Source organism: Candidimonas humi, from assembly GCF_019166065.1.
GTDB classification, from domain to species: domain Bacteria; phylum Pseudomonadota; class Gammaproteobacteria; order Burkholderiales; family Burkholderiaceae_B; genus Candidimonas; species Candidimonas humi.
The window spans coordinates 27,902-46,632 of sequence record NZ_JAHTBN010000011.1 but is presented as its reverse complement, the minus strand read 5'-3'; the positions used below and the strand labels follow the sequence as shown (position 1 = coordinate 46,632).

Here is an 18,731-nt window from a genome sequence, read left to right as displayed (position 1 = left end):
CGGTGGCGCGACGGACGATGGCCCTGGTCCGCATCGGGGCTGGCCGTATAAGGACAAGCCCGCATCAGAGCAAGCCCATATCGGGCAAGCCCCTGCCAGGATCGGCGCGTATCAGGACAAGCCCTTGAAGATGGCGCTGGCCCCGCCCACCAGCAGTATCACCCACACTACTTTTTTCACGCCGTGCGACGAGACCTTGTCGTGCAGCAGGTTGCCCAGCAGGAAGCCGGCCAGGGCGACCGGCAGCGCCAGCAGCGCAAGGCGATATACCGCGGGATTGGACAGCAGGCCGGTCGCCGCGAACATGGCCAGGCGTATCAGCGCGGTAGTGCCGATCAGCACCCCGAGCGTGGAGCGCAGCGCGCGCTTGTCGTCGATGCGACCGGCCATATAGATGGTGTAGAGCGGGCCGCCGGTGCCGAACAGGGTCGTGAAGACCCCGCCGCCCAGCCCCAGCGGCAGCGCCAGCCAGGTCGATATCCGCGTAGTCTTGCGGTTGAACACATTGTTCCACAGGAATACCGCCACGACGAACAGGCCCAGCAGCAGGAACAGCGGCTTGGCCGGCGCGCGCACCAGCAGCAGCAAGCCCACGAACGAGCCCGCCAGTATGCCCGGCAATATCCGCTTGAGCTCGGGCAGATCGACATGGCGGCGTTCGCGCAGGTTCAGCACGGTGCACAGCACCAGGTCGATCAGCAGCATCAGGCACACCACGGTGTGCAGCGGCAGCACCTGGATCAGGAAGGGTACGGCGGTGATGGAGGAGCCGAAGCCGGCCAGGCCGAAGATGCAATAGGCGAGCAGGATGGCGCCCGCGGCAAAGGCAAGATGGCTGGCGGGCGGCAGCAAGTGCAACTGGTGCTGCAAGGCTTCTATCATGATCCGCCGTTGCCGTTGCCGTTGCTGTTTGCGGGGCTGGCGGCGCCGGCCAGTTCCTGCAGTTGCTTGTACAGATTGTCGGGCACCTCTATGCCCTCGCGCTCGGCGCGTTCCCGCAATGTGCGGCGCCGGTCGCCGGGCAGGCGCACTTGTTCGTCCTGCAGCATGGCGGCCAGCAGGGTTTCGATGCGTTCGTAATAAACGTCGGTGCCGGCCAGCGCGCCCGGGTCTATGGCCAGGAAGAACTGCCCCAGGCGCGGCTGGTTGCCTTCTTCGGTGAAGAACGAATCGGCCTCGAAGCCGAAAGCGGCGCCGCTCAGGGAGCAGGCCAACAGTTCGACCATCAGGGCCAGCATGGCGCCCTTGACGCCGCCCATGGCCAGCATGCTGCCGGCCAGCGCTTCTTTGGCGTCGGTGGTGGGCTGGCCGTTGCGGTCTACCGCCCAGTTGGAGGGTATGGGCTTGCCCTCGCGGGCGGCGACCATGATCTTGCCGCGCGCCGCTTCGCTCAGGGCCAGGTCTATGACCACCGGTTCGGCGCCGCGCCGCGGGAAGACCGCGGCAATGGGGTTGGTGCCGAATAGCGGGGTCTTGCCGCCCCAGGCGGGCATGGCGGCAGGCGAATTGCCGAAGGCCAGGCCGATCATGCCGGCAGCGGCGACGGGCTCGAGGTGGATGGCAGCAGCGCCGAAGTGATTGCTGTTGGTCACCGCGGCGCAGGCCACGCCGTATTCGCGGGCGCGCTCGACGATGCTGTGTACGGCCAGTTCGCAGGCTTCGAATGCCATGCCGTACTGGGCGTCGATCAGGCAGGCGCCGCCGCGGGCCTGCGCGACTTTGGCGATGGCGTCGCGGCGCGTGCGGCCGTTGCGCAAGAATGTGGCGTATTGCGGCACGCGCGAGACGCCATGCGAGGCCAGGCCCCGGGCGTCGGCAGCGACCAATGCGCGGGCTGCGGCCTGGGCGGCCCGCGGACTGGCGCCGGCGGCCTCCAGCCCTTGCGCGGCCAGCGCGGCGAGTTCCTGCTGCGGGATCAGTGCCATGGAATAGGCTCCTTCGAAATGATTGCGAAATAAAAAACGGTGTTCATGGCGCCGGCCGCCCGGCCCGATGGGCTTGGGGGTATGCGAGGCGCGACGGGAGTGAAGCCATCTCAGCGCGGCGCGGACATGAATTCTATGACTCTATCGGCGATCAGGCTGCTGACCCGCACATTGGATTCGGCCGTGACGCCGGCGATGTGGGGGGTCAGCAATATATTCGGCGCGTCGGCCAGCGGGCCGCCGCCCGGCAGCGGTTCCTGGGCGTATACGTCGATGGCCGCGCCGGCCAGGCGCCCCGCCTTCAGGGCCGCGCCCAGGGCGGCTTCGTCCACGATGCCGCCGCGCGATGTGTTGATCAGGATTGCGGTCTGCCGCATGCGCGACAGGGCTTCGCGGCCGATCAGGCCGCGAGTCTGTTCGGTGAGAGGCACATGCAGGGAAACCACATCGGCCTGTGCCAGCACTTCGTCCAGGCGCGCCGGGCCAACCCCCGCCTGGCCCCAGGCGGCAGCGTCGGGCGCGAGCATCGGGTCGTGGGCGACGACCTGCATGCCCAGGCCCTGAGCCAGGCCGGCGGTGAGCCGGCCGATGCCGCCGAAACCCACCAGGCCCAGGCATTTGCCGGAGATCTCGCGGCCTTGCGACAGCGCGGCCCGGGGCCACTCGCCCGCAGCGGTCGCCGCGTTGCCGGCCCAGTATCCGCGCAGCAGCGCCATGGCCGTGCCGATCACGTATTCGGCCACGGCCTGGGCATTGGCGCCCGTGGCGGGAATGACCTCGATGCCGCGGCCGGCGCAGGCCGGAACGTCGATGTTGTCCAGCCCGACCCCCAGGCGGCCGACCACGCGCAGCCCGGGCGCCGCTTGCAGCAGGGCCGCGTCGACCCGACTGCGATTGCGCACGATCAGGGCGTCGGCCTGCGCCAGCGCGGCCAGCAAGGCCGGCCTGTCGTCCACCAGGGCAGGGTCGTAAGTGGTGTCGAAGACCTGCGCCAACTTGTCTACTGCCGCCTCGTCCATGAATTCCGAGATGACGAGCTTCATTGTGTTTCTCCGGCGGCTTGCCGCCATAGTGTGCCCACCAGGGCGTTGCGTGGGCCCGCCGCCGGCGCCGGGACGCCGCGCTGCGGGGTGGTTGCGGGGCTCATTCCTGCATGCCCCACCTGCGTATCGTGTGCTGTTCGATCAGGCGGAAGATGAAATGCTCGACGAACAGGCCGATCAGGATCACGGTCAGCAGGCCGGCGAACACGCTGGGGATGTCCAGCTCGTTCTTGTTCTCGTAGATGAACCAGCCCAGGCCGCCGCTGCCCGAACTGACGCCGAACACCAGTTCGGCGGCGATCAGGGTGCGCCAGGCGAAGGCCCAGCCTATCTTCAGGCCGGAAAGAATGGCGGGGAAAGCCGCCGGGATCAATATCGCGAACACATAGCGAAAGCCCGACAGGCCATAGTTGCGCCCGACCATGCGCAGCGTGGCGCTGACGGACTGGAAACCCGCGTGGGTATTGAGCGCCACGGCCCAGAGCACGGAATGGATCAGCACGAAGACCAGGCTGCCGGTGCCCAGTCCGAACCACAGCAGTGCCAGCGGCAGCAGTGCGATGGCCGGCAGGGGGTTGAACATGGACGTGATGGTTTCCAGGAAGTCGCGCCCGAGGCGCCAGCTTATGGCCAGTATCGTCAACAGGGCCGCCAGCACCAGCCCGGCGGCATAGCCGATGAGCAGGACGTGGATGGAAAACCAGGCCTTCTGGATCAGGCCGCCGCTCTCGATGGCGACGATGAAGGCCTTTACCGTGGCCGAGAAGGTCGGGAACAGCAGTTCGTTGTGGATGGCTCGCGCATAAACTTCCCAGATGACGGCGAGTATCACCAGTATGAAGATCTTGCGCGCGGCATTGTTGTCGCAGATTTTTTCCCAGGTGGTCAGGGGTTTCTCGACCACGCCGAAATCGCCGCTGACTTCGCGCTTGTGGAGGATCTCGGGCCGCGGGAAATTCTCGATCGGAGCCTGGCGCGGGGACATTGCGGAATCAGACATTGCTCGCCTCCTCGGACTCGACGGGTTCGGAAAACAGTATGGAGTTGATGCGCTCGGACAGGTGCACGCCGTTGGCGTCGCAGGTGTCCTCGCCGCTGCTGTTGAGCTCGGCCGTCACCTGGCCGGGATGCGGCGACAGCAGCAGGATGCGCGTGCCTATCTTTACCGCTTCTTCGATGGAGTGCGTGACGAACAGCAGCGTGAAGCGCGTGTCCTGGCCCAGCAGCAGGAGCTCGTCCTGCATCTTGCGCCGCGTCAGGGCGTCCAGGGCCGCGTAAGGTTCGTCCATCAGCAGGATATCGGGTTCCATGGCCATGCCGCGGGCGATGGCGACCCGCTGCTTCATGCCGCCCGAAAGCTGGTGGGGATAATGATCGGCAAAGGCCGCGAGCTTGACCAGCTCTATGTATTGCATGGCCTTTTCTTCGGCTGCCTTGCCCTTGAGCTTGCGCGAGGCCAGCAGCGGGAACATCACGTTCTGCTTGACCGTCTTCCAGGGCGGCAACTGGTCGAATTCCTGGAACACCATCATGCGGTCCGGCCCCGGCCCGTCGATGGTCTTGCCCTTGAGGCGGATCTGGCCTTCGGTGGGCATCAGGTAGCCGCCCACCGCCTTGAGCAGGGTCGACTTGCCGCAGCCCGAGGGCCCCAGCAGCACGAAACGGTCGGCCTGGTACACATTGAAGTCCACCCGGTAGGTGGCAGTGATCAGGTGTTCTTTGGTCTTGTATTGCAGGGTCACCCCGTCCACTTCGAGCAGGGGCTGCGGCATGTCGCTCATCTTGTCTCCTTTGCGGCAATCGGCCCTTATGCTTTTATGTGGCCGGTTATGGCGTAGCGGCGCCGTGAACGGCGCAAGGCTAGTGTCGCACGACGAGTGGCCGGTGGATAGCCATGGCGCCTCGCCCGTGCCCTGGCGAACGAGATATCGCCGGCTGTGCACGGCCGGCGATACGCTGCCTGGGGTTCGTGGCGACGGCTTGCGGCGGCGCGAGGCGCATCTGGCCGATGCGCCCCGGCTGTCGTGTTCGATCTGCCGTACCTGTCGGAGATGCCGCCGGCCGCGCGACCGCCTTACGCGCTTTCGTACAAGCGCGTCATGACGAATTCGCGGTGGCCCAGCGCCTCGGCAGAGGTCAGCCGGCCATTGGCGGTGGCCAGCATCACTTCCAGCAGCTTGTCGCCGGCTTCGTCCAGGTTCATTTCGCGTTGCAGCAGCGGCGAGCAGTCGAAGTCGATATGCTCGCTCATGGTGCGCACGGTACGCGGATTGGCGCTCAGCTTGATGACCGGCAGGATGGGGTTGCCGATGATATTGCCCTGGCCGGTGGGGAAGAAGTGCACTACATAGCCCGAGGCCGCGCACAGCGTCACCATCTCGGCCGCGGCCGAGGAGGAATCCATGAACCACAGGCCCGGATGGGTGGGGGTTTCGGCCTTGTCCAGCACGCCGTCGACCGTGCATTTCTTGCCGATCTTCTGGATGTTGCCCATGGCCTTTTCTTCGATGGTCGTCAGGCCGCCTTCGATGTTGCCCTTGGTGGGCTGGGAATCCGACAGGTCGGAGGTCTTGTGGCGCTCGATGACTTCCTGGTAGCGGTCGAACATGGCCATGAACTGCGATCGGACCTCGTCGTTGATGCAGCGCGCGGCCACGATGTTTTCGCCGCCGGTGATCTCGGTGGTTTCGCCGAAGACCAGGGTGGAGCCCAGGGCGTGCAGCTTGTCGAAGGCGTTGCCCACCGAGGGGTTGGAGCCGCAGCCCGAAGTGGTGTCGCTTTCGCCGCACTTGGTGGAAACCCACAGCTCTTTGATGTTGCAGACTTCGCGCTGTTTTTCGGAAGCCCACTGCACGTATTCTTTCGCCACTTTCGAGGCTTTCATGATGGTTTCGTGGTCGCCGTGGCGTTCGATGCCGAAGCCGGTGACCGGCTTGCCGGTGGCGGCGATGCCTTCGACCACTTTCTGCGTCCAGCCGTCCTCGATGCCTATCACCACTACCGCGGCGACGTTGGGGTTGGATCCCGCGCCGATCAGGGTGCGGAAGTGCAGGTCGAGGTCGGCGCCGAATTGCAGGCGGCCGTAGGGGTGCTGGATGGCCATCGTGCCTTTGATATTGTTCGCGACGGCTTCACAGGCGGCGTTGGACAGGTCGTCCAGCGGCATGATGATGACGTGGTTGCGTACGCCGACGCGGCCGTTTTCGCGGCGATAGCCCAGGAATGTGGTGTTCTGATTGATCATGATCGGTCCATGTATGGGGACATTGATGAATGGAGTGGCGCTTGTTGGCCGCCTGGCTGCCCGATGGGGCGCTGGCGCGGCTGGCCGGGTGTGCCCGCAGGGGCTGGGCCCGCGTTACCAGCGCTTGGTCTTGATGTTGTGCACGTGGGCGTGCTCGCCGGTCTTGATCGGCGCCACGACTTTGCCGATGTCCACGCCGTACTTGAGTACGGTGTCGCCCACGGCCATATCCGTGAGGGCGATTTTGTGGCCGATGGGGATGTCTTGTTTGGCCTTGACCGTGATCATGCGGTCGTCGTCCATGATCCAGGCGTTCAGGTCGGTTCCGGCCTTGATGCCTTCGACGACGGCCACGGCCACCATGTCCTTGGCGTCGTGCAATACGAGATGAATCATTCCAGGCTCCTTTCCTAGGCGTTGATTGCGTTCGTTGTCGGGTGTTGCGATTTCGGGTCATCTTAGATACGAATTCTGCCAAAGTCAACTAGATGACCTATATCTTTTGTTTGAATTTGGATAGGAGGGGGAAAAGGGTGCAAGGCACCGATGTGTACGTTGCTGTGGCTGTGTCCGTCGTGGGGTTTGGTTCTTTAGGCGCGGCCTAGAACGGGGTACCTCCCTGCGGTGCGATACCCCACGCACCTCCGGGAGGCACCCCGTTCTCTCCGCTGGTTTTGTAGACGGTTGGGGGACTGGAGGTCGGCGGGGGAGTGGTTTGCCGGGCGCTATACCTCGAACAGGGCGGAGCCCTGTTCGAGTCCGTGGTCGAGGCCATCCATCTGCTGCAGGATCTGGCGGCACAGCCAGTGGGGGCCTTCCAGGTCGGGGCGTTCGTATGTGGTGGCGGGTGTCGGCGATTGCCGGGTGGGGGCGGGCAGCAGGCTGAGGTCGCCGGCCCGCAGGGCGCGGGCGGTAAGCAGGGCCGCCCTGCGCAGTTCGTGGAGGTCCGTGCGGATTTGCGCCACTGGCGTCGCGGCGCTCGTGTCGCCGGGCGTGAGGGTGAGGCCGGCTCGGCCCGCGTGCGCGGGCGGCCTGTCCGGCACGCAGGCGCAGCCGCCTGATACCAGCATTTCCAGGCCGCTCAGTACCGCGCGGTGGCGGGCTTGTATGGTCTCCAGCACTGCTGGGGGCACGTTGGTTTCTTTTGCGACGGAAGGCATTAGCGATCGCAGTTCGACCAGGCGCTTGCCGAGTTCGGCGTGGCGTTTCAGTTGTTGCTGCAGGTCGAGCGGTGTGCCGGCCAGCATGCGCCGGCAGATTCGCGCTACGCCGCGCATATTGGCCGCCAGGCCGTGGCGCCAGGAATAGGTGGCATAGAACGGCAGCACGAAGGAAAAGGCCAGGGCCAGCGTAATGCCTATCACCACGTCGGCGGTGCGCCATAGTGCGTCCTGCATGGGGGCTTCGCCGTGGCCGGCGACGATGAACAAGGTGATGGCGGTGAGCAGCGCGATGTAGCCGCCGCGGCCTATGGCGTGGTAGCCGCAGATTCCGGCGATCACGGCCAGGAGAAGGTAGTTGAGGGCGGACGAGCCGATGAGGGTGTATTGCGCAATCAGCGCCAGGCCCAGTAGCGCGCCGATGAGCGTGCCGAGGCTGCGGTCGAATGCTTTTTTGCGGATATTGCCCTGGTGCTGCAGGCCGCCTATGACTACCAGCAGCGACACTGTCGCCCACAGGCCGTGGGGAATGTCGATGCCGGTCGTCAGGGCGATGGAGGCCAGCACCGCCAGCGTGACGCGCAGGCTGTGCAGCAGCCGGGCGTGGCGATAGCGATGGGCCGGCGAGGCCAGCCAGCGCGGCAGCGCGGCCAGGACGCCGAGGTGGCGCCGCAGCTTATGCAGCAGCCGCATGGCGCAAGGCCGGGACGTGTGGCTGAGCGTGCGGCGGGACGTGCGGGGCTTGGACTGCGGTCATTGCTGCACCTTTGCGTTGTGTCTGCCTTTTGCCATTATGGCGCGTCGTGGCCCGCCGTGGCCGCGCCCGTCACCTGCCGTCTGCCGCCCGGCATTTGTTATTGCGGCACCCATTTGCCGGCCAGCCTGGCGTATTCGCCGCTGGCCTTGCTCAGGTGCAGCCACTGGTCCACGTACAGTTTGAAGCGCATGTCGCCCGAGGGCAGCAGGTAGCCCATTTCGGCGTATTGCAGCGGCTTGTCGGGGTTGACCGGGCACAGCTTGGGGTTGAGGCGGCTTTGCACCTTGGCCTCGGCCGCCTCGGTCACGAACACGTCGGCGTGCCCGTCGGCGACTTCCTTGAAGATGCCGATATTGTTCTCGTGGGTGATGAGCTGCGCTTTGTTCAGGTGGGTCTTGGCGAAGGTCTCGTTGCTGCCGCCGGGGTTGACGATGACGCGTACGTTGGGCTTGTCGATATCGGCGATGGTCTGGAATTTCTTGACGTTGGTGCACAGCGTGATGGGGGTCTTGCCATTGACCATGTAGGGAGCGCTGAAGTACGCCCGCTGCTGCCGCGCCAGGGATACCGAGATGCCGCCGGCGCCGATGTCGCACTTGCCGGAGGTGAAGTCGTCCATGAGCTTGGCCCAGGAGGTCTTGACGAACTGTGTCTTGGCGCCGAGCGACTTGGCCAGGGACTGCATGAGGTCTACGTCCAGCCCCTCGAACGAGCCGTCGGGGTTCTGGAAGCTGAAGGGCTTGTAGTCGCCGGGGCTGCAGACCCGCAAGGTGTGGCTTTGCATGACCTGGGCCAGGGTGTCGGGGCCGGCCTGGGCCGCCTGGGCGCTTATCGTGGCGGAGACCGCCATCAGAAGCATGGCTGCGAGTTGTTTCATTGCTCTTTCCCTGTATGGACGGGGGCGTGACGCCGCCCCTTGTGCGGCGCGGGCATTCTGCGGCGTCATGAGCCGCCCCGCCGCGGCGGAGGAAGGCGCGCCACGGTATTTTTACGGCATTGCCGCGGCACGGCAATGCGTACTTACGCTCAGCGCTCGAGGGCTGGGCGTGCGGATGCTGCAGGTGGCGGTGGCGGCCGTCGCGGCGGCGTCGTCCGAGGCGGGTGGCGGGGCTTCTCATGGGGCTCTCGTAGAGGGTTCGGGGGCGCGAACTCCTGGCAATTGTCGCCGCGGGTATGACGCGGGTATAAGATAGCGGCGATACCCAAGCACGAAGTCCGCCGCGGAACATGGCCTTGTCGCCTTGCTTTCGGGTTGCGCGCAATTCCGGGGCGCGCATGGCTCCGGGCCATGCTCCGGTCTCGCGCGCGTGCGGGCTCGGTTGTGGCGGCGGCCGCGCCGGTATGGCCTGCGCCGATATTTTCTACAAGGCTGAACACATCATCGATGGTCCTCGATCGCCCGCAGTGACGCGGCCCGGCGACGCGAATGCGCCGCTGCCCATGCGCGACGGCGTCGCGCCCAGCCGCGTATTCCTGCCGCCCGGCTCCTGGGCGAGCCTGCTGGAATTCATGCTGCAGCGCTTCCCCTATGTGGCGCCGGAGGTGCTGCGCGCGCGCCTGGCGCGCGGCGAAATCGTCGACGGTGCGGGCCTGCCGCAGGCGGCCGACGCGCCGTATGTGCCGGGGCGCTGGCTGTGGTACTACCGCGAAGTGCCCGACGAAGAGCCCTTGCCCTTCGACCTGCCGGTGCTGCATCGCGACGAACGCCTGATCGCGGTGGACAAGCCGCATTTCATGGCCAGCACGCCCGGCGGCCGCTACCTGCGCGAGACCGCGCTGTCGCGCCTGCGCGCGGCGCTGGACATGCCCCTGCTCAGCCCCCTGCATCGTTTGGACCGCGATACTGCGGGTGTCTTGCTGTTCTGCGTGGACCCCGCCAGCCGCGGCCGCTACCAGGAATTGTTCCAGTCTCGCCAGGTGCTGAAAGAATACGAGGCGATCGCGCCGCTGCGCGAGGGGCTGGAGCTGCCCTGCGTGCGGCACAGCCGCATACGGCAGATACCGGGGCGCTTCGACATGCAAGAGGTGGCCGGCGAGCCCGACAGCGTCAGCCGCGTCGAGCTCATCGAGCGCCGCGGCGCGCTGGGACGCTACCGGCTGCGTCCCGCCTCGGGCCGCAAGCACCAGTTGCGCGTGCATATGAGCGCGCTGGGCATACCGATCTGCAACGATAGTTGCTACCCCGTGCCGCTACCCCATCCGGCCCGCGACGATTATTCCCGCCCCTTGATGTTGCTGGCCCGCGCCATAGAGTTCGTCGATCCCTACAGCGGCGCCACGCGCCGCTACGAAAGCCGCCGCCGGCTGGAATGGCCGGAGCAGGAGCCGGCCATACTGCCACGCGCCTAGTCGCCGCAATATTGCGCCGCCGCGCCGCCTCATCGCCGCATCGCCGCATCGCCACAACGGCGCAACGGCGCAACGGCGCAACGGCGCAACGGCGCAACGGCGCAACGGCGACAGGGCGACAGGGCGACAGGGCGACGGAGCCACAAGGGCCCGGGATACAGGCGCTAGAGCCGCCCTGGCTCTTTCTTGATCAGGTCGTAGAGCACTTTGGCCGCCGGCGGCAAAGGGAGGCTCTTGCGGCGCAATAGCCCCAAGGTGCGGGAGACTTCCGGTTCGACCAGCGGGATGCCGCGCAGTGTCGAGTGCTTTTTGCGCGGCAAGGCCAGCCGGGGCACGGCGGCCACCCCCAGGCCGGCCTCGACCATGCCGAGCAGCGAGGAGACGTGGGCGACTTCGAAGAAGCTGGCCGGGCGCTTCTCGATCTGCGCCAGGGCGGAATCGATCAATACCCGATTGCCGCTGGCCTTGGCCACGGTCATGAAGCATTCGTCGCAGAGCTCTTCCCAACGCACTTTGCGTCTCGCGGCCAGCCTGTGGTCGGCGCGGACGGCCAGGACGAATCTTTCGGTGAAGACGGGATCGAATTCGAGATCGGCCTCTTGGGTCCCTATGAAATTGATGCCGAAATCCGCCTGCCTGCCGGTTACCGCGTTGAGCACCGTGTTGGCGCTTTCGTCCAGGATACGCACCCGGATGTGCGGGTAGTTCTTGCTGAAGCGCGCAATGACGGCGGGCAGGAAATAATAGGCCGCCGACGGCACGCAGGCCACGGTGATGATGCCGCGCCGATGCGAAGCGATGTCGGCGATTCCCAGCATGGCGCCTTCGAGTTCGTCGAGCGCGGTGCGCGAATGGTCGAGGAAGCTGCGCCCGACGCCCGTCAGGACCACGTGGCGGGTGCTGCGCTCCAGCAGCCTGACGCCCAGTATGGATTCCAGTTTCTCGATGCGCCGGCTCAGCGCGGGAGGGGATATATGCAGGTCTTCGGCCGCAGCGCGAAAGGACAATCGCTCGGCTACGGCGACGAAGGCCTGGAGTTCCTGCAAATCGAAATTGATGCGCGGCATGCAATAGTTCTTGAGAAAGTTGCAATTCACTAATGTCTTGCGCAATTGCATCATAGCCGCATGGAAAAGGAAATACCTTGTGTGCTGATGCGCGGCGGAACTTCGCGCGGGCCTTTTTTTCGCGCCGATGTGCTGCCGCCCGATCGCGCCGAGCGCGACCGCCTGCTGATCGCGGCCATGGGCTCGCCCCATGAACTGCAGATCAACGGCCTGGGCGGGGGGAATTCCCTGAGCAGCAAGGTGGCGATCGTGTCGCCGTCGAGCCGGCCCGGCTGCGATGTGGATTATCTGTTCGCCCAGGTGCTGGTCGATCGCGAACTGGTGGACACCCGGCCCAATTGCGGCAATATGCTCGCCGCCGTGGGCCCCTTCGCGCTGGAGCAGGGCCTGGTGCGGGCGCATTGCGGCGAAACCGCCGTACGGATATTCAACGTGAACACCGGCTCGACGATCGAGGCGCTGGTCCAGACGCCCGGCGGCCGGGTGACATATGACGGCGAGACGCGCATCGATGGCGTGCCGGGCACGGCGGCGCCCGTGATCCTCAATTTCCTGGGCGCGGAAGGCAGCCTGACGGGCAGGCTGTTTCCGACCGGCGCCCCGATGGACATCATCGACGGCGTCGAGGCGACCTGCCTGGATGCGGCCATTCCCCTGATGATCGTGGACGCCCGGTCCCTGGGCCTGAGCGGCGGCGAGAGCCCGCAGGAACTGGACGGCAATGCGCCGCTGCTGAGGCGCATCGAGGCGCTGCGCATCGAGGCCGGGCGGCGCATGGGCCTGGGGGACGTCACCGACAGTGTCGTGCCCAAGCCGGTGCTGGTGAGTCCGGCCGGAGACGGCTTGTCCATACGCTCGCGCTACTTTACGCCGCATCGCTGCCATCGCGCCCATGCCGTGACGGGTGCCATCGGCGTGGCCGGCAGCCTGGTCCTGCCGGGCACGGTATCTTCGGCGCTGCGCGGCGCAGCGCCCTTTTCCCGAGGCGTCGTGTCGGTGTTCCATCCGGCCGGGCGCATCGAGATATCCATCGAACTCTGCAGCCGCGACGGCGTGCAGGGGATCGCCAAGGCGGGCGTGGTGCGCACCGCTAGAAAAATCATGCAGGGAACGGTGTGCATTCCGTCCCCGCTGTCCGATAAATAACCAAGGAAGGAGCAGAAAGATGAAATTCACCAAGACAGCAAGCTGGACCCTGATTTGCGCGGCCGGCATGGTCGCGAATGCCGCGCAGGCCGGCTTTCCCGACCGGCCGCTGACCATCGTCGTGCCCACGGCGCCGGGCGGCGGCAACGATGCGATGGCACGGATCCTGGCCAAGACCATGGGCACCGATCTCGGCCAGGCGGTGGTGGTCGAAAACAAGCCCGGCGCCAACGGCGCGATCGCGTCCAGCTACGTGGCGCGGGCCAAGCCCGACGGCTACACCATCTTGTTCGGCTATATCGCCACGCATGCGATCAATCCCGCGATACGCAAAGTGTCTTATGACCCCGTGGGCGATTTCGCCCCGATCGGCGAAGTGGCGACATCGCCCACCTTGCTGGTGGTCAACGACACGCTACCGGTCAAGACGGTGCCCGAATTGATCGCCTATTCGAAGCAGGCGGGCGCGCATCTGAACTATGCGTCGGCAGGTACGGGGACCGCCCCGCACGCGGCGGGAGAGCTGTTCAAGCTGGCGACGGGGGCGGTGATGCAGGACGTACCCTACAAGGGCTCGGCCCCGGCCATGATGGACACGATTTCGGGCGTCACGCAGGTCATGTTTCCCAGCCTGTTCACGGGCGCGCCGCAGATCAAGTCGGGCCGCGTGCGCGGCCTGGCGGTGGTGGGCGAAAAGCGCTCGCCGCTGTTCAGCAGCCTGCCTACGCTCAAGGAACTTGGCGTCGACGTATCGGTGGACGAGTGGTACGCGCTGTTCGCGCCTGCCCGGACGCCTCCCGCCGTGGTCGCCCGCCTGAACAAGGCCTTGTCCGACGCCCTGCATGACCCCGAGGTGGCGCGCAAGTTCAGCGATCAGGGTGCGACGGTGCAGGGCGGCACGCCCCAGGCTTTGTCGCATCTGGTGAAGACCGACCTGGCCAAATGGAAAAAGGTGGTCGCCGCCACCCATATGTCCGTGGACTGAGGGCGGCGACCGCCGGGTGCAGGCGCGTCGCGCTGCTCAGGGATAGAGCCCGCGCACTTCGCGGGCTTCCAGGATGCGCGAGCAGGCCACGATGTAGGCGGCGGTGCGCATGCTGACGCCGTGCTCGCGGGCCACCGCCGAAATCGAGGTGTAGGCCGAGCGCATCATGGCCTCGAGCCGGTGGTTGATCTCGGTTTCGGTCCAGAAGAAGCTGGAGAAGTCCTGCACCCATTCGAAGTAGCTGACCGTCACGCCGCCGGCATTGGCGATGACGTCGGGGACGATGATGGTGCCTTTGGCTGCCAGGATGTCGTCGGCTTCCGGCGTGGTGGGGCCATTGGCGCCTTCGACCACGATGGCCGCGCGGATCAGGTCGGCGTTGTGGCGGGTGATCTGGCCTTCGAGCGCGGCCGGGATCAGGATCTCGGTCTCGAGCCCCCAGAATTCCTCGGCCGTCAGGCTGTCGCAGTCGGGGGCGCCGGCCACCCCGCCATGTTTTTCGACATGGTCGAGCAGGGCCAGGATGTTCAGCCCCTTGGCGTTGTGCACGCAGCCGGTATGGTCTTGCACGGCGATGACATGGGCGCCTAGCTGGTAGAACAGGCGCGCCGCCGTGCCGCCCACATTGCCGAAGCCTTGCACGATCACGCGCGCGCCCTGCAGGGTGATGCCGTGTTCGCGCGCGGCCTCGCAACCCACCACGAATACGCCGCGGCCGGTGGCCTCGACACGCCCCAGGCTGCCGCCCAGCGCGACCGGCTTGCCGGTGACGACCCCGGTGGCGGTGGCCCCTTCGTTCATGGAATAAGTGTCCATCATCCAGGCCATGGTCTGGGCGTTGGTGTTGACGTCGGGCGCCGGGATGTCTTTATTGGGGCCGATAATGACGCCGATCTCGCTGGTGTAGCGGCGCGTGATTTTTTCGAGTTCGGCCATCGAGAACTTGCGCGGATCGATGCGCACGCCGCCCTTGGCTCCGCCGAAGGGCAGGTTGACCGCCGCATTCTTGACCGACATCCAGGCGGCCAGCGCCATGACTTCGGACAGCGTGACGTCCTGGTGGAAGCGCACCCCCCCTTTGCCGGGCCCGCGCGACACGTTGTGCTGCACCCGGTAGCCCTCGAAATGGGCCACTGTGCCGTCGTCCAGTTCTACCGGTATGTCGACGATCAGGGCGCGCTTGGGGCGCTTGAGCGTTTCGACCCATTTGCCCAGGCGCCCCAGGTAGGGCGCGACCCTGTCCACTTGCTCGAGGTAGATGCCCCAGGGCCCGAGGTTGGCGGGATCCAGATAAGAGGGAAGGGCGTGCGACGCTTGTGTGGACATTTGATGGCCTTTGCTTGGAAGAGACGAAACGGAAATAGGCAATGTCGGTATATGGGCCGGCGGCAATGCCGGAGCCGGGTGTACGGGCCGGCCGCGGCTTGCTTGGCGTCGTCACGGCCGGTGCTCATGCTGATTATAGTGCCGATATATTAATACGTCCCCTTTTTAATCTATAAATAATTAAATAGGGACATATTAAAAAAACAGAAATCGAGTCGCGGGTGTTGCGGCGATGCCCTGTTCAGGCCGGGACGAGGCGCAAGCCGTGCAAGCCCCCCGCGATACAAAAATCGGAACCAGGCTTCTCACCCGCGGCCCATGAGCTTATGTGCGGGGGGATTAATGTCCCGTGACCATAAACAGCTAACGAATAATTCGTTCCTTTGTGCGCATGCAGCGGCCACACTGGAGCTCCCCCAAATATCGCCTCGGGATGCCGGCACGTCCGCGTCCTGGGGTCCGGCATCAGGCATCTCGTGAGCACGACTACGATTCCACACCCTGTTGCGGCCTCGCCCGCCGCGGCGCCAGACACGGCGCGGACCGGGCTTTGGCGCCCCGATCAGGCGCGTCCCGTAGCGGCCCGGCCCGGCCTGTCGCGGCCCGGCCTGTCGCCGGAAGCGGCGGACCTATGGACGGCCTTGGTCGAGCGAGTGGCGGCGATAGGCGCGCGCCATCCGGACGCGGTCTTTGCATCCTCGCTGGCAGCCGAGGACATGCTGCTGCTGCATGCCATCGCCGAGGCGCGCGCGCCCATCGAGGTCTTTACCCTGGACACCGGGCGCCTGCACGCCGAGACGCTGGGCATGATCGCCGTGATTGCCGGGCGCTACGGCATCGAAGTGCGCCGCGTGCGCCCCGACGAGGCGGCCGTGAGCGCACATGTGCGGCAACATGGCGAATACGCTTTCTATGAAAGCCTGGAGCTGCGCAAGGCCTGTTGCGGCATACGCAAGGTCGAGCCGCTGCGCCGCGCCCTGGCGGGCCATTCGGCCTGGCTCACGGGACAGCGGCGCGAGCAGTCGGCGACACGCACCGAGCTGTCGGAAGCCGAATTCGACGCGCTGTTCGGCCTGCGCAAATACAACCCGCTGGCGGCCTGGACGCAAGCGCAGCTCTGGGGCGCCATCCGCGGCCTGGACATTCCCTACAACCCGCTGCACGACCAGGGCTATCCCTCCATAGGCTGCGAACCCTGTACACGCGCCGTGCGCGTGGGCGAGGACGTGCGCGCCGGCCGCTGGTGGTGGGAACAGCGCGACTCGCTGGAGTGCGGACTGCATGCCGGCAATATGGCGCCGGCCGGCGCCGGTGGGGCAGCCGTGGCGGCCGATGCGCAAGGCGGCGATCAAGCGGATACGAACGGCGCCGACGCGCCGGTGCCGGCGGCGGCAGAGGCCGCCGCGCAGAAACTAGGTATTTAAGAGGAAACGAAACATGGGCGATATCTCATCGCGTACGCACCTGGACTGGCTGGAATCCGAAGCCATATATATATTGCGCGAGGTGGCCGCCGAGTGCGAACGGCCGGTGCTGCTGTTCTCGGGCGGCAAGGATTCCGTGGTGCTGCTGCGCCTGGCCGAAAAGGCTTTCCGGCCGGCGGGCTTTCCGTTTCCCCTGATGCACATCGACACGGGCCACAATTTCGACGAGGTCATCGAGTTCCGCGACCGCCGCGTCGCCGAGCTGGGCGAGCGCCTGATCGTGCGCAGCGTCGAAGATTCCATCGCGCGCGGCAGCGTGGTGTTGCGCCGCGAGACCGATTCGCGCAACGCCGCGCAGGCCACTACGCTGCTCGAGGCCATAGAGGAATTCGGCTTCGACGCCTGCATAGGCGGGGCGCGGCGCGACGAGGAAAAGGCCCGCGCCAAAGAGCGCGTGTTCTCGTTTCGCGATGAATTCGGGCAGTGGGACCCCAAGGCGCAGCGCCCGGAACTCTGGAACCTGTTCAACACCAAGGTCCACAAGGGCGAGAACATGCGGGTCTTCCCCATTTCGAACTGGACCGAGCTGGACGTCTGGCAGTACATCCGGCGCGAGGGGCTGAGCCTGCCTTCCATCTATTACTCGCACCAGCGCCAGGTGGTCGAGCGCAACGGCATGCTGGTGCCGGTGACGCGGCTCACGCCGCCCAAGCCGGGCGAGGCGGTGGAGACGCGCAGCGTGCGTTTCCGCACCGTGGGCGATATCTCCTGCACCTGCCCCGTGGCCTCGACCGCGGCCAGTCCCGAGGCCATCATCGCCGAGACCGCCATCACCACCATCACCGAGCGCGGTGCCACGCGCATGGACGACCAGACCTCCGAGGCATCGATGGAGCGTCGCAAGAAACTGGGGTATTTCTAATGAATGCAGTCAATGAATCCTGGCTGTCGGCGGCCGACTCCGGCGTGCTGCGCCTGATCACTGCGGGCTCGGTCGACGATGGCAAGTCCACCCTGATCGGCCGCCTGCTGTACGACAGCAAGGGCGTGTTCGCCGACCAGCTGGCGGCCATTTCGCGTTCCAAGTACAAGCGGGCCGCCGCCAGCGAGATCGATCTGTCGCTGCTGACCGACGGCCTGGAGGCCGAGCGCGAGCAGGGCATCACCATCGACGTGGCCTACCGTTATTTCGCCACGCCGCTGCGCAAGTTCATCGTCGCCGATGCGCCGGGCCACGAGCAATACACACGCAATATGGTGACCGGCGCCTCTACCGCCGAAGTGGCCGTGATCCTGATCGACGCCAGCCGCGTGACCGACGGCAAGCTGCTGCCGCAGACCAAGCGCCACACGGCGCTGGCGCACCTGCTGGGCTTGCGCCACATCGTGGTGGCGGTCAACAAAATGGACCTGGTCGGCTGGGACCCGCAGGTGTTCGAGCGCATACGCGCCGCCTATGCCGAATTGGCGGCCAGGCTGGGCATTGCCCATTTCCATATCGTGCCCCTGTCGGCGCTGGAAGGCGGCAATGTGGTGCGCCGCTCCGAGCATACGCCCTGGTACGACGGCCTGCCGCTGCTGGCCCTGCTGGAGAACCTGCCGGTCGGCGGCGCGCTGCCGCGGGCCGAGGCGCGTTTTTTCGTGCAGTGGGTGATCCGCCACGACGGGCATGCGGTGGATGATTTCCGCGGCTATGCGGGCAGGCTCGCCGCCGGCAGCTTGTCGGTGGGCGACGAAATCAAGGTACTGCCGGCCGGCGCCGGCGCCAGGGTGGCGCGTTTGGTGCAGTTCGATCGCGACGTCGATACGGTGCATGCCGGCGACAGCGTTGCGGTGGTGCTGGATCGCGACATCGATGTGTCGCGCGGCGACCTCATCGTCGCGCAGGATGCGCCGGTGCGGGTGGCGCGCGAATTCGAGGCCGAACTCTGCTGGCTCGACCAGCAGGCCCTGAGCCCCGTGCGCCAATACTGGCTCAAGCAGGGCACGCGCCTGACCCAGGCGCGCATCAAGGCCGTGCATACGCGGCGCGACATCCACGAGTTGCAGGACGTGGGCGCCGGCGGCGCCCTGGCCATGAACGACATCGGACGGGTGACTGTGTCCACACGCGAGGCGCTGGCCCTGGACCCTTACGACGAGCAGGCGGCCACCGGGGCCTTCATCCTGATCGACGCCGCCACCCACCAGACCGCCGCCGCCGGCATGGTGCGCTGAAGACGGGGCCGGCCGTTCGTCGGCCTGTCATCGGCCATATACCCAGCGGGCGTGGCATGTGCTTTGCATGCCACGCCCATGCCGCTAC

General features: G+C 66.2%; 17 protein-coding genes. 6 read left to right on the top strand and 11 right to left on the bottom strand.

Annotated elements, in window-relative coordinates; all coding sequences use genetic code 11:
- Positions 1 to 111: 111 nt before the first annotated feature.
- The 9 genes from KVP10_RS18470 to KVP10_RS18430 form a co-directional block, all read right to left on the bottom strand.
- A complete protein-coding gene (locus KVP10_RS18470; protein ID WP_217966209.1) occupies positions 112 to 882 on the bottom strand; it encodes a sulfite exporter TauE/SafE family protein in 771 nt (256 codons plus the stop codon).
- Positions 879 to 1,925 (bottom strand): Ldh family oxidoreductase, encoded by a 1,047-nt coding sequence (locus KVP10_RS18465; protein ID WP_217966208.1) that lies wholly within the window; start codon positions 1,923 to 1,925, stop codon positions 879 to 881. The genes KVP10_RS18470 and KVP10_RS18465 overlap by 4 nt, the downstream gene beginning before the upstream one ends.
- A gap of 110 nt (positions 1,926 to 2,035) precedes the next feature.
- Complete coding sequence (locus KVP10_RS18460; protein WP_217966207.1) at positions 2,036 to 2,968, bottom strand: hydroxyacid dehydrogenase; 933 nt, start codon at positions 2,966 to 2,968, stop codon at positions 2,036 to 2,038.
- 100 nt (positions 2,969 to 3,068) lie between these two features.
- On the bottom strand, positions 3,069 to 3,968 hold the full coding sequence (locus tag KVP10_RS18455) for an ABC transporter permease (RefSeq protein ID WP_246600829.1): 900 nt from the start codon (positions 3,966 to 3,968) through the stop codon (positions 3,069 to 3,071).
- Positions 3,961 to 4,749, bottom strand: a complete 789-nt coding sequence (locus KVP10_RS18450; RefSeq protein WP_217966206.1) for an ABC transporter ATP-binding protein — start codon at positions 4,747 to 4,749, stop codon at positions 3,961 to 3,963. The genes KVP10_RS18455 and KVP10_RS18450 overlap by 8 nt, the downstream gene beginning before the upstream one ends.
- 293 nt (positions 4,750 to 5,042) lie before the next feature.
- Positions 5,043 to 6,212: a UxaA family hydrolase gene (locus tag KVP10_RS18445; RefSeq protein WP_217966205.1), complete on the bottom strand. Its 1,170-nt coding sequence runs from the start codon at positions 6,210 to 6,212 to the stop codon at positions 5,043 to 5,045.
- Positions 6,213 to 6,326: 114 nt separating this feature from the next.
- The gene (locus KVP10_RS18440) at positions 6,327 to 6,608 is read right to left on the bottom strand and encodes a UxaA family hydrolase (RefSeq protein ID WP_217966204.1); all 282 of its coding nucleotides are present in this window, start codon (positions 6,606 to 6,608) and stop codon (positions 6,327 to 6,329) included.
- Positions 6,609 to 6,937: 329 nt separating this feature from the next.
- Positions 6,938 to 8,065, bottom strand: coding sequence for an FUSC family protein (locus tag KVP10_RS18435; protein ID WP_217966203.1), 1,128 nt, complete (start codon positions 8,063 to 8,065; stop codon positions 6,938 to 6,940).
- A 161-nt stretch (positions 8,066 to 8,226) separates the two neighbouring features.
- On the bottom strand, positions 8,227 to 9,006 hold the full coding sequence (locus KVP10_RS18430) for a transporter substrate-binding domain-containing protein (RefSeq protein WP_217966202.1): 780 nt from the start codon (positions 9,004 to 9,006) through the stop codon (positions 8,227 to 8,229).
- Positions 9,007 to 9,470: 464 nt separating this feature from the next.
- On the opposite strand from KVP10_RS18430, the gene KVP10_RS18425 reads away from it, so the two are divergent.
- On the top strand, positions 9,471 to 10,478 hold the full coding sequence (locus tag KVP10_RS18425; protein WP_343218770.1) for a pseudouridine synthase: 1,008 nt from the start codon (positions 9,471 to 9,473) through the stop codon (positions 10,476 to 10,478).
- 164 nt (positions 10,479 to 10,642) lie between these two features.
- Here KVP10_RS18425 and KVP10_RS18420 read toward each other — a convergent pair whose 3' ends face one another.
- A complete protein-coding gene (locus tag KVP10_RS18420; RefSeq protein WP_217966201.1) occupies positions 10,643 to 11,545 on the bottom strand; it encodes a LysR family transcriptional regulator in 903 nt (300 codons plus the stop codon).
- Between the two features lie 60 nt (positions 11,546 to 11,605).
- Between KVP10_RS18420 and KVP10_RS18415 the strand changes: the two genes are divergently transcribed.
- Positions 11,606 to 12,691, top strand: coding sequence for a 4-oxalomesaconate tautomerase (locus tag KVP10_RS18415; RefSeq protein WP_217966200.1), 1,086 nt, complete (start codon positions 11,606 to 11,608; stop codon positions 12,689 to 12,691).
- Positions 12,692 to 12,710: 19 nt separating this feature from the next.
- Positions 12,711 to 13,676, top strand: coding sequence for a Bug family tripartite tricarboxylate transporter substrate binding protein (locus KVP10_RS18410; RefSeq protein WP_246600828.1), 966 nt, complete (start codon positions 12,711 to 12,713; stop codon positions 13,674 to 13,676).
- A 36-nt stretch (positions 13,677 to 13,712) separates the two neighbouring features.
- On the opposite strand, the gene KVP10_RS18405 is transcribed toward KVP10_RS18410, so the two are convergent.
- Entirely contained in the window at positions 13,713 to 15,002 is a 1,290-nt protein-coding gene (locus tag KVP10_RS18405) for a Glu/Leu/Phe/Val family dehydrogenase (protein WP_217966199.1), read from the bottom strand.
- A gap of 608 nt (positions 15,003 to 15,610) precedes the next feature.
- Here KVP10_RS18405 and KVP10_RS18400 point away from each other — a divergent pair.
- From KVP10_RS18400 to KVP10_RS18390, 3 genes are read left to right on the top strand one after another with little or no spacing between them, the layout of a single operon-like run.
- On the top strand, positions 15,611 to 16,426 hold the full coding sequence (locus KVP10_RS18400) for a phosphoadenylyl-sulfate reductase (RefSeq protein WP_376810986.1): 816 nt from the start codon (positions 15,611 to 15,613) through the stop codon (positions 16,424 to 16,426).
- Between the two features lie 13 nt (positions 16,427 to 16,439).
- Positions 16,440 to 17,348 carry a sulfate adenylyltransferase subunit CysD gene (gene cysD, locus KVP10_RS18395; protein WP_217966198.1) on the top strand — a complete coding sequence of 303 codons (909 nt, stop codon included), beginning with the start codon at positions 16,440 to 16,442 and terminating at the stop codon, positions 17,346 to 17,348.
- On the top strand, positions 17,348 to 18,643 hold the full coding sequence (locus tag KVP10_RS18390; protein ID WP_217966197.1) for a sulfate adenylyltransferase subunit 1: 1,296 nt from the start codon (positions 17,348 to 17,350) through the stop codon (positions 18,641 to 18,643). Before cysD ends, KVP10_RS18390 begins: the two co-directional genes overlap by 1 nt.
- Positions 18,644 to 18,731: the final 88 nt, after the last annotated feature.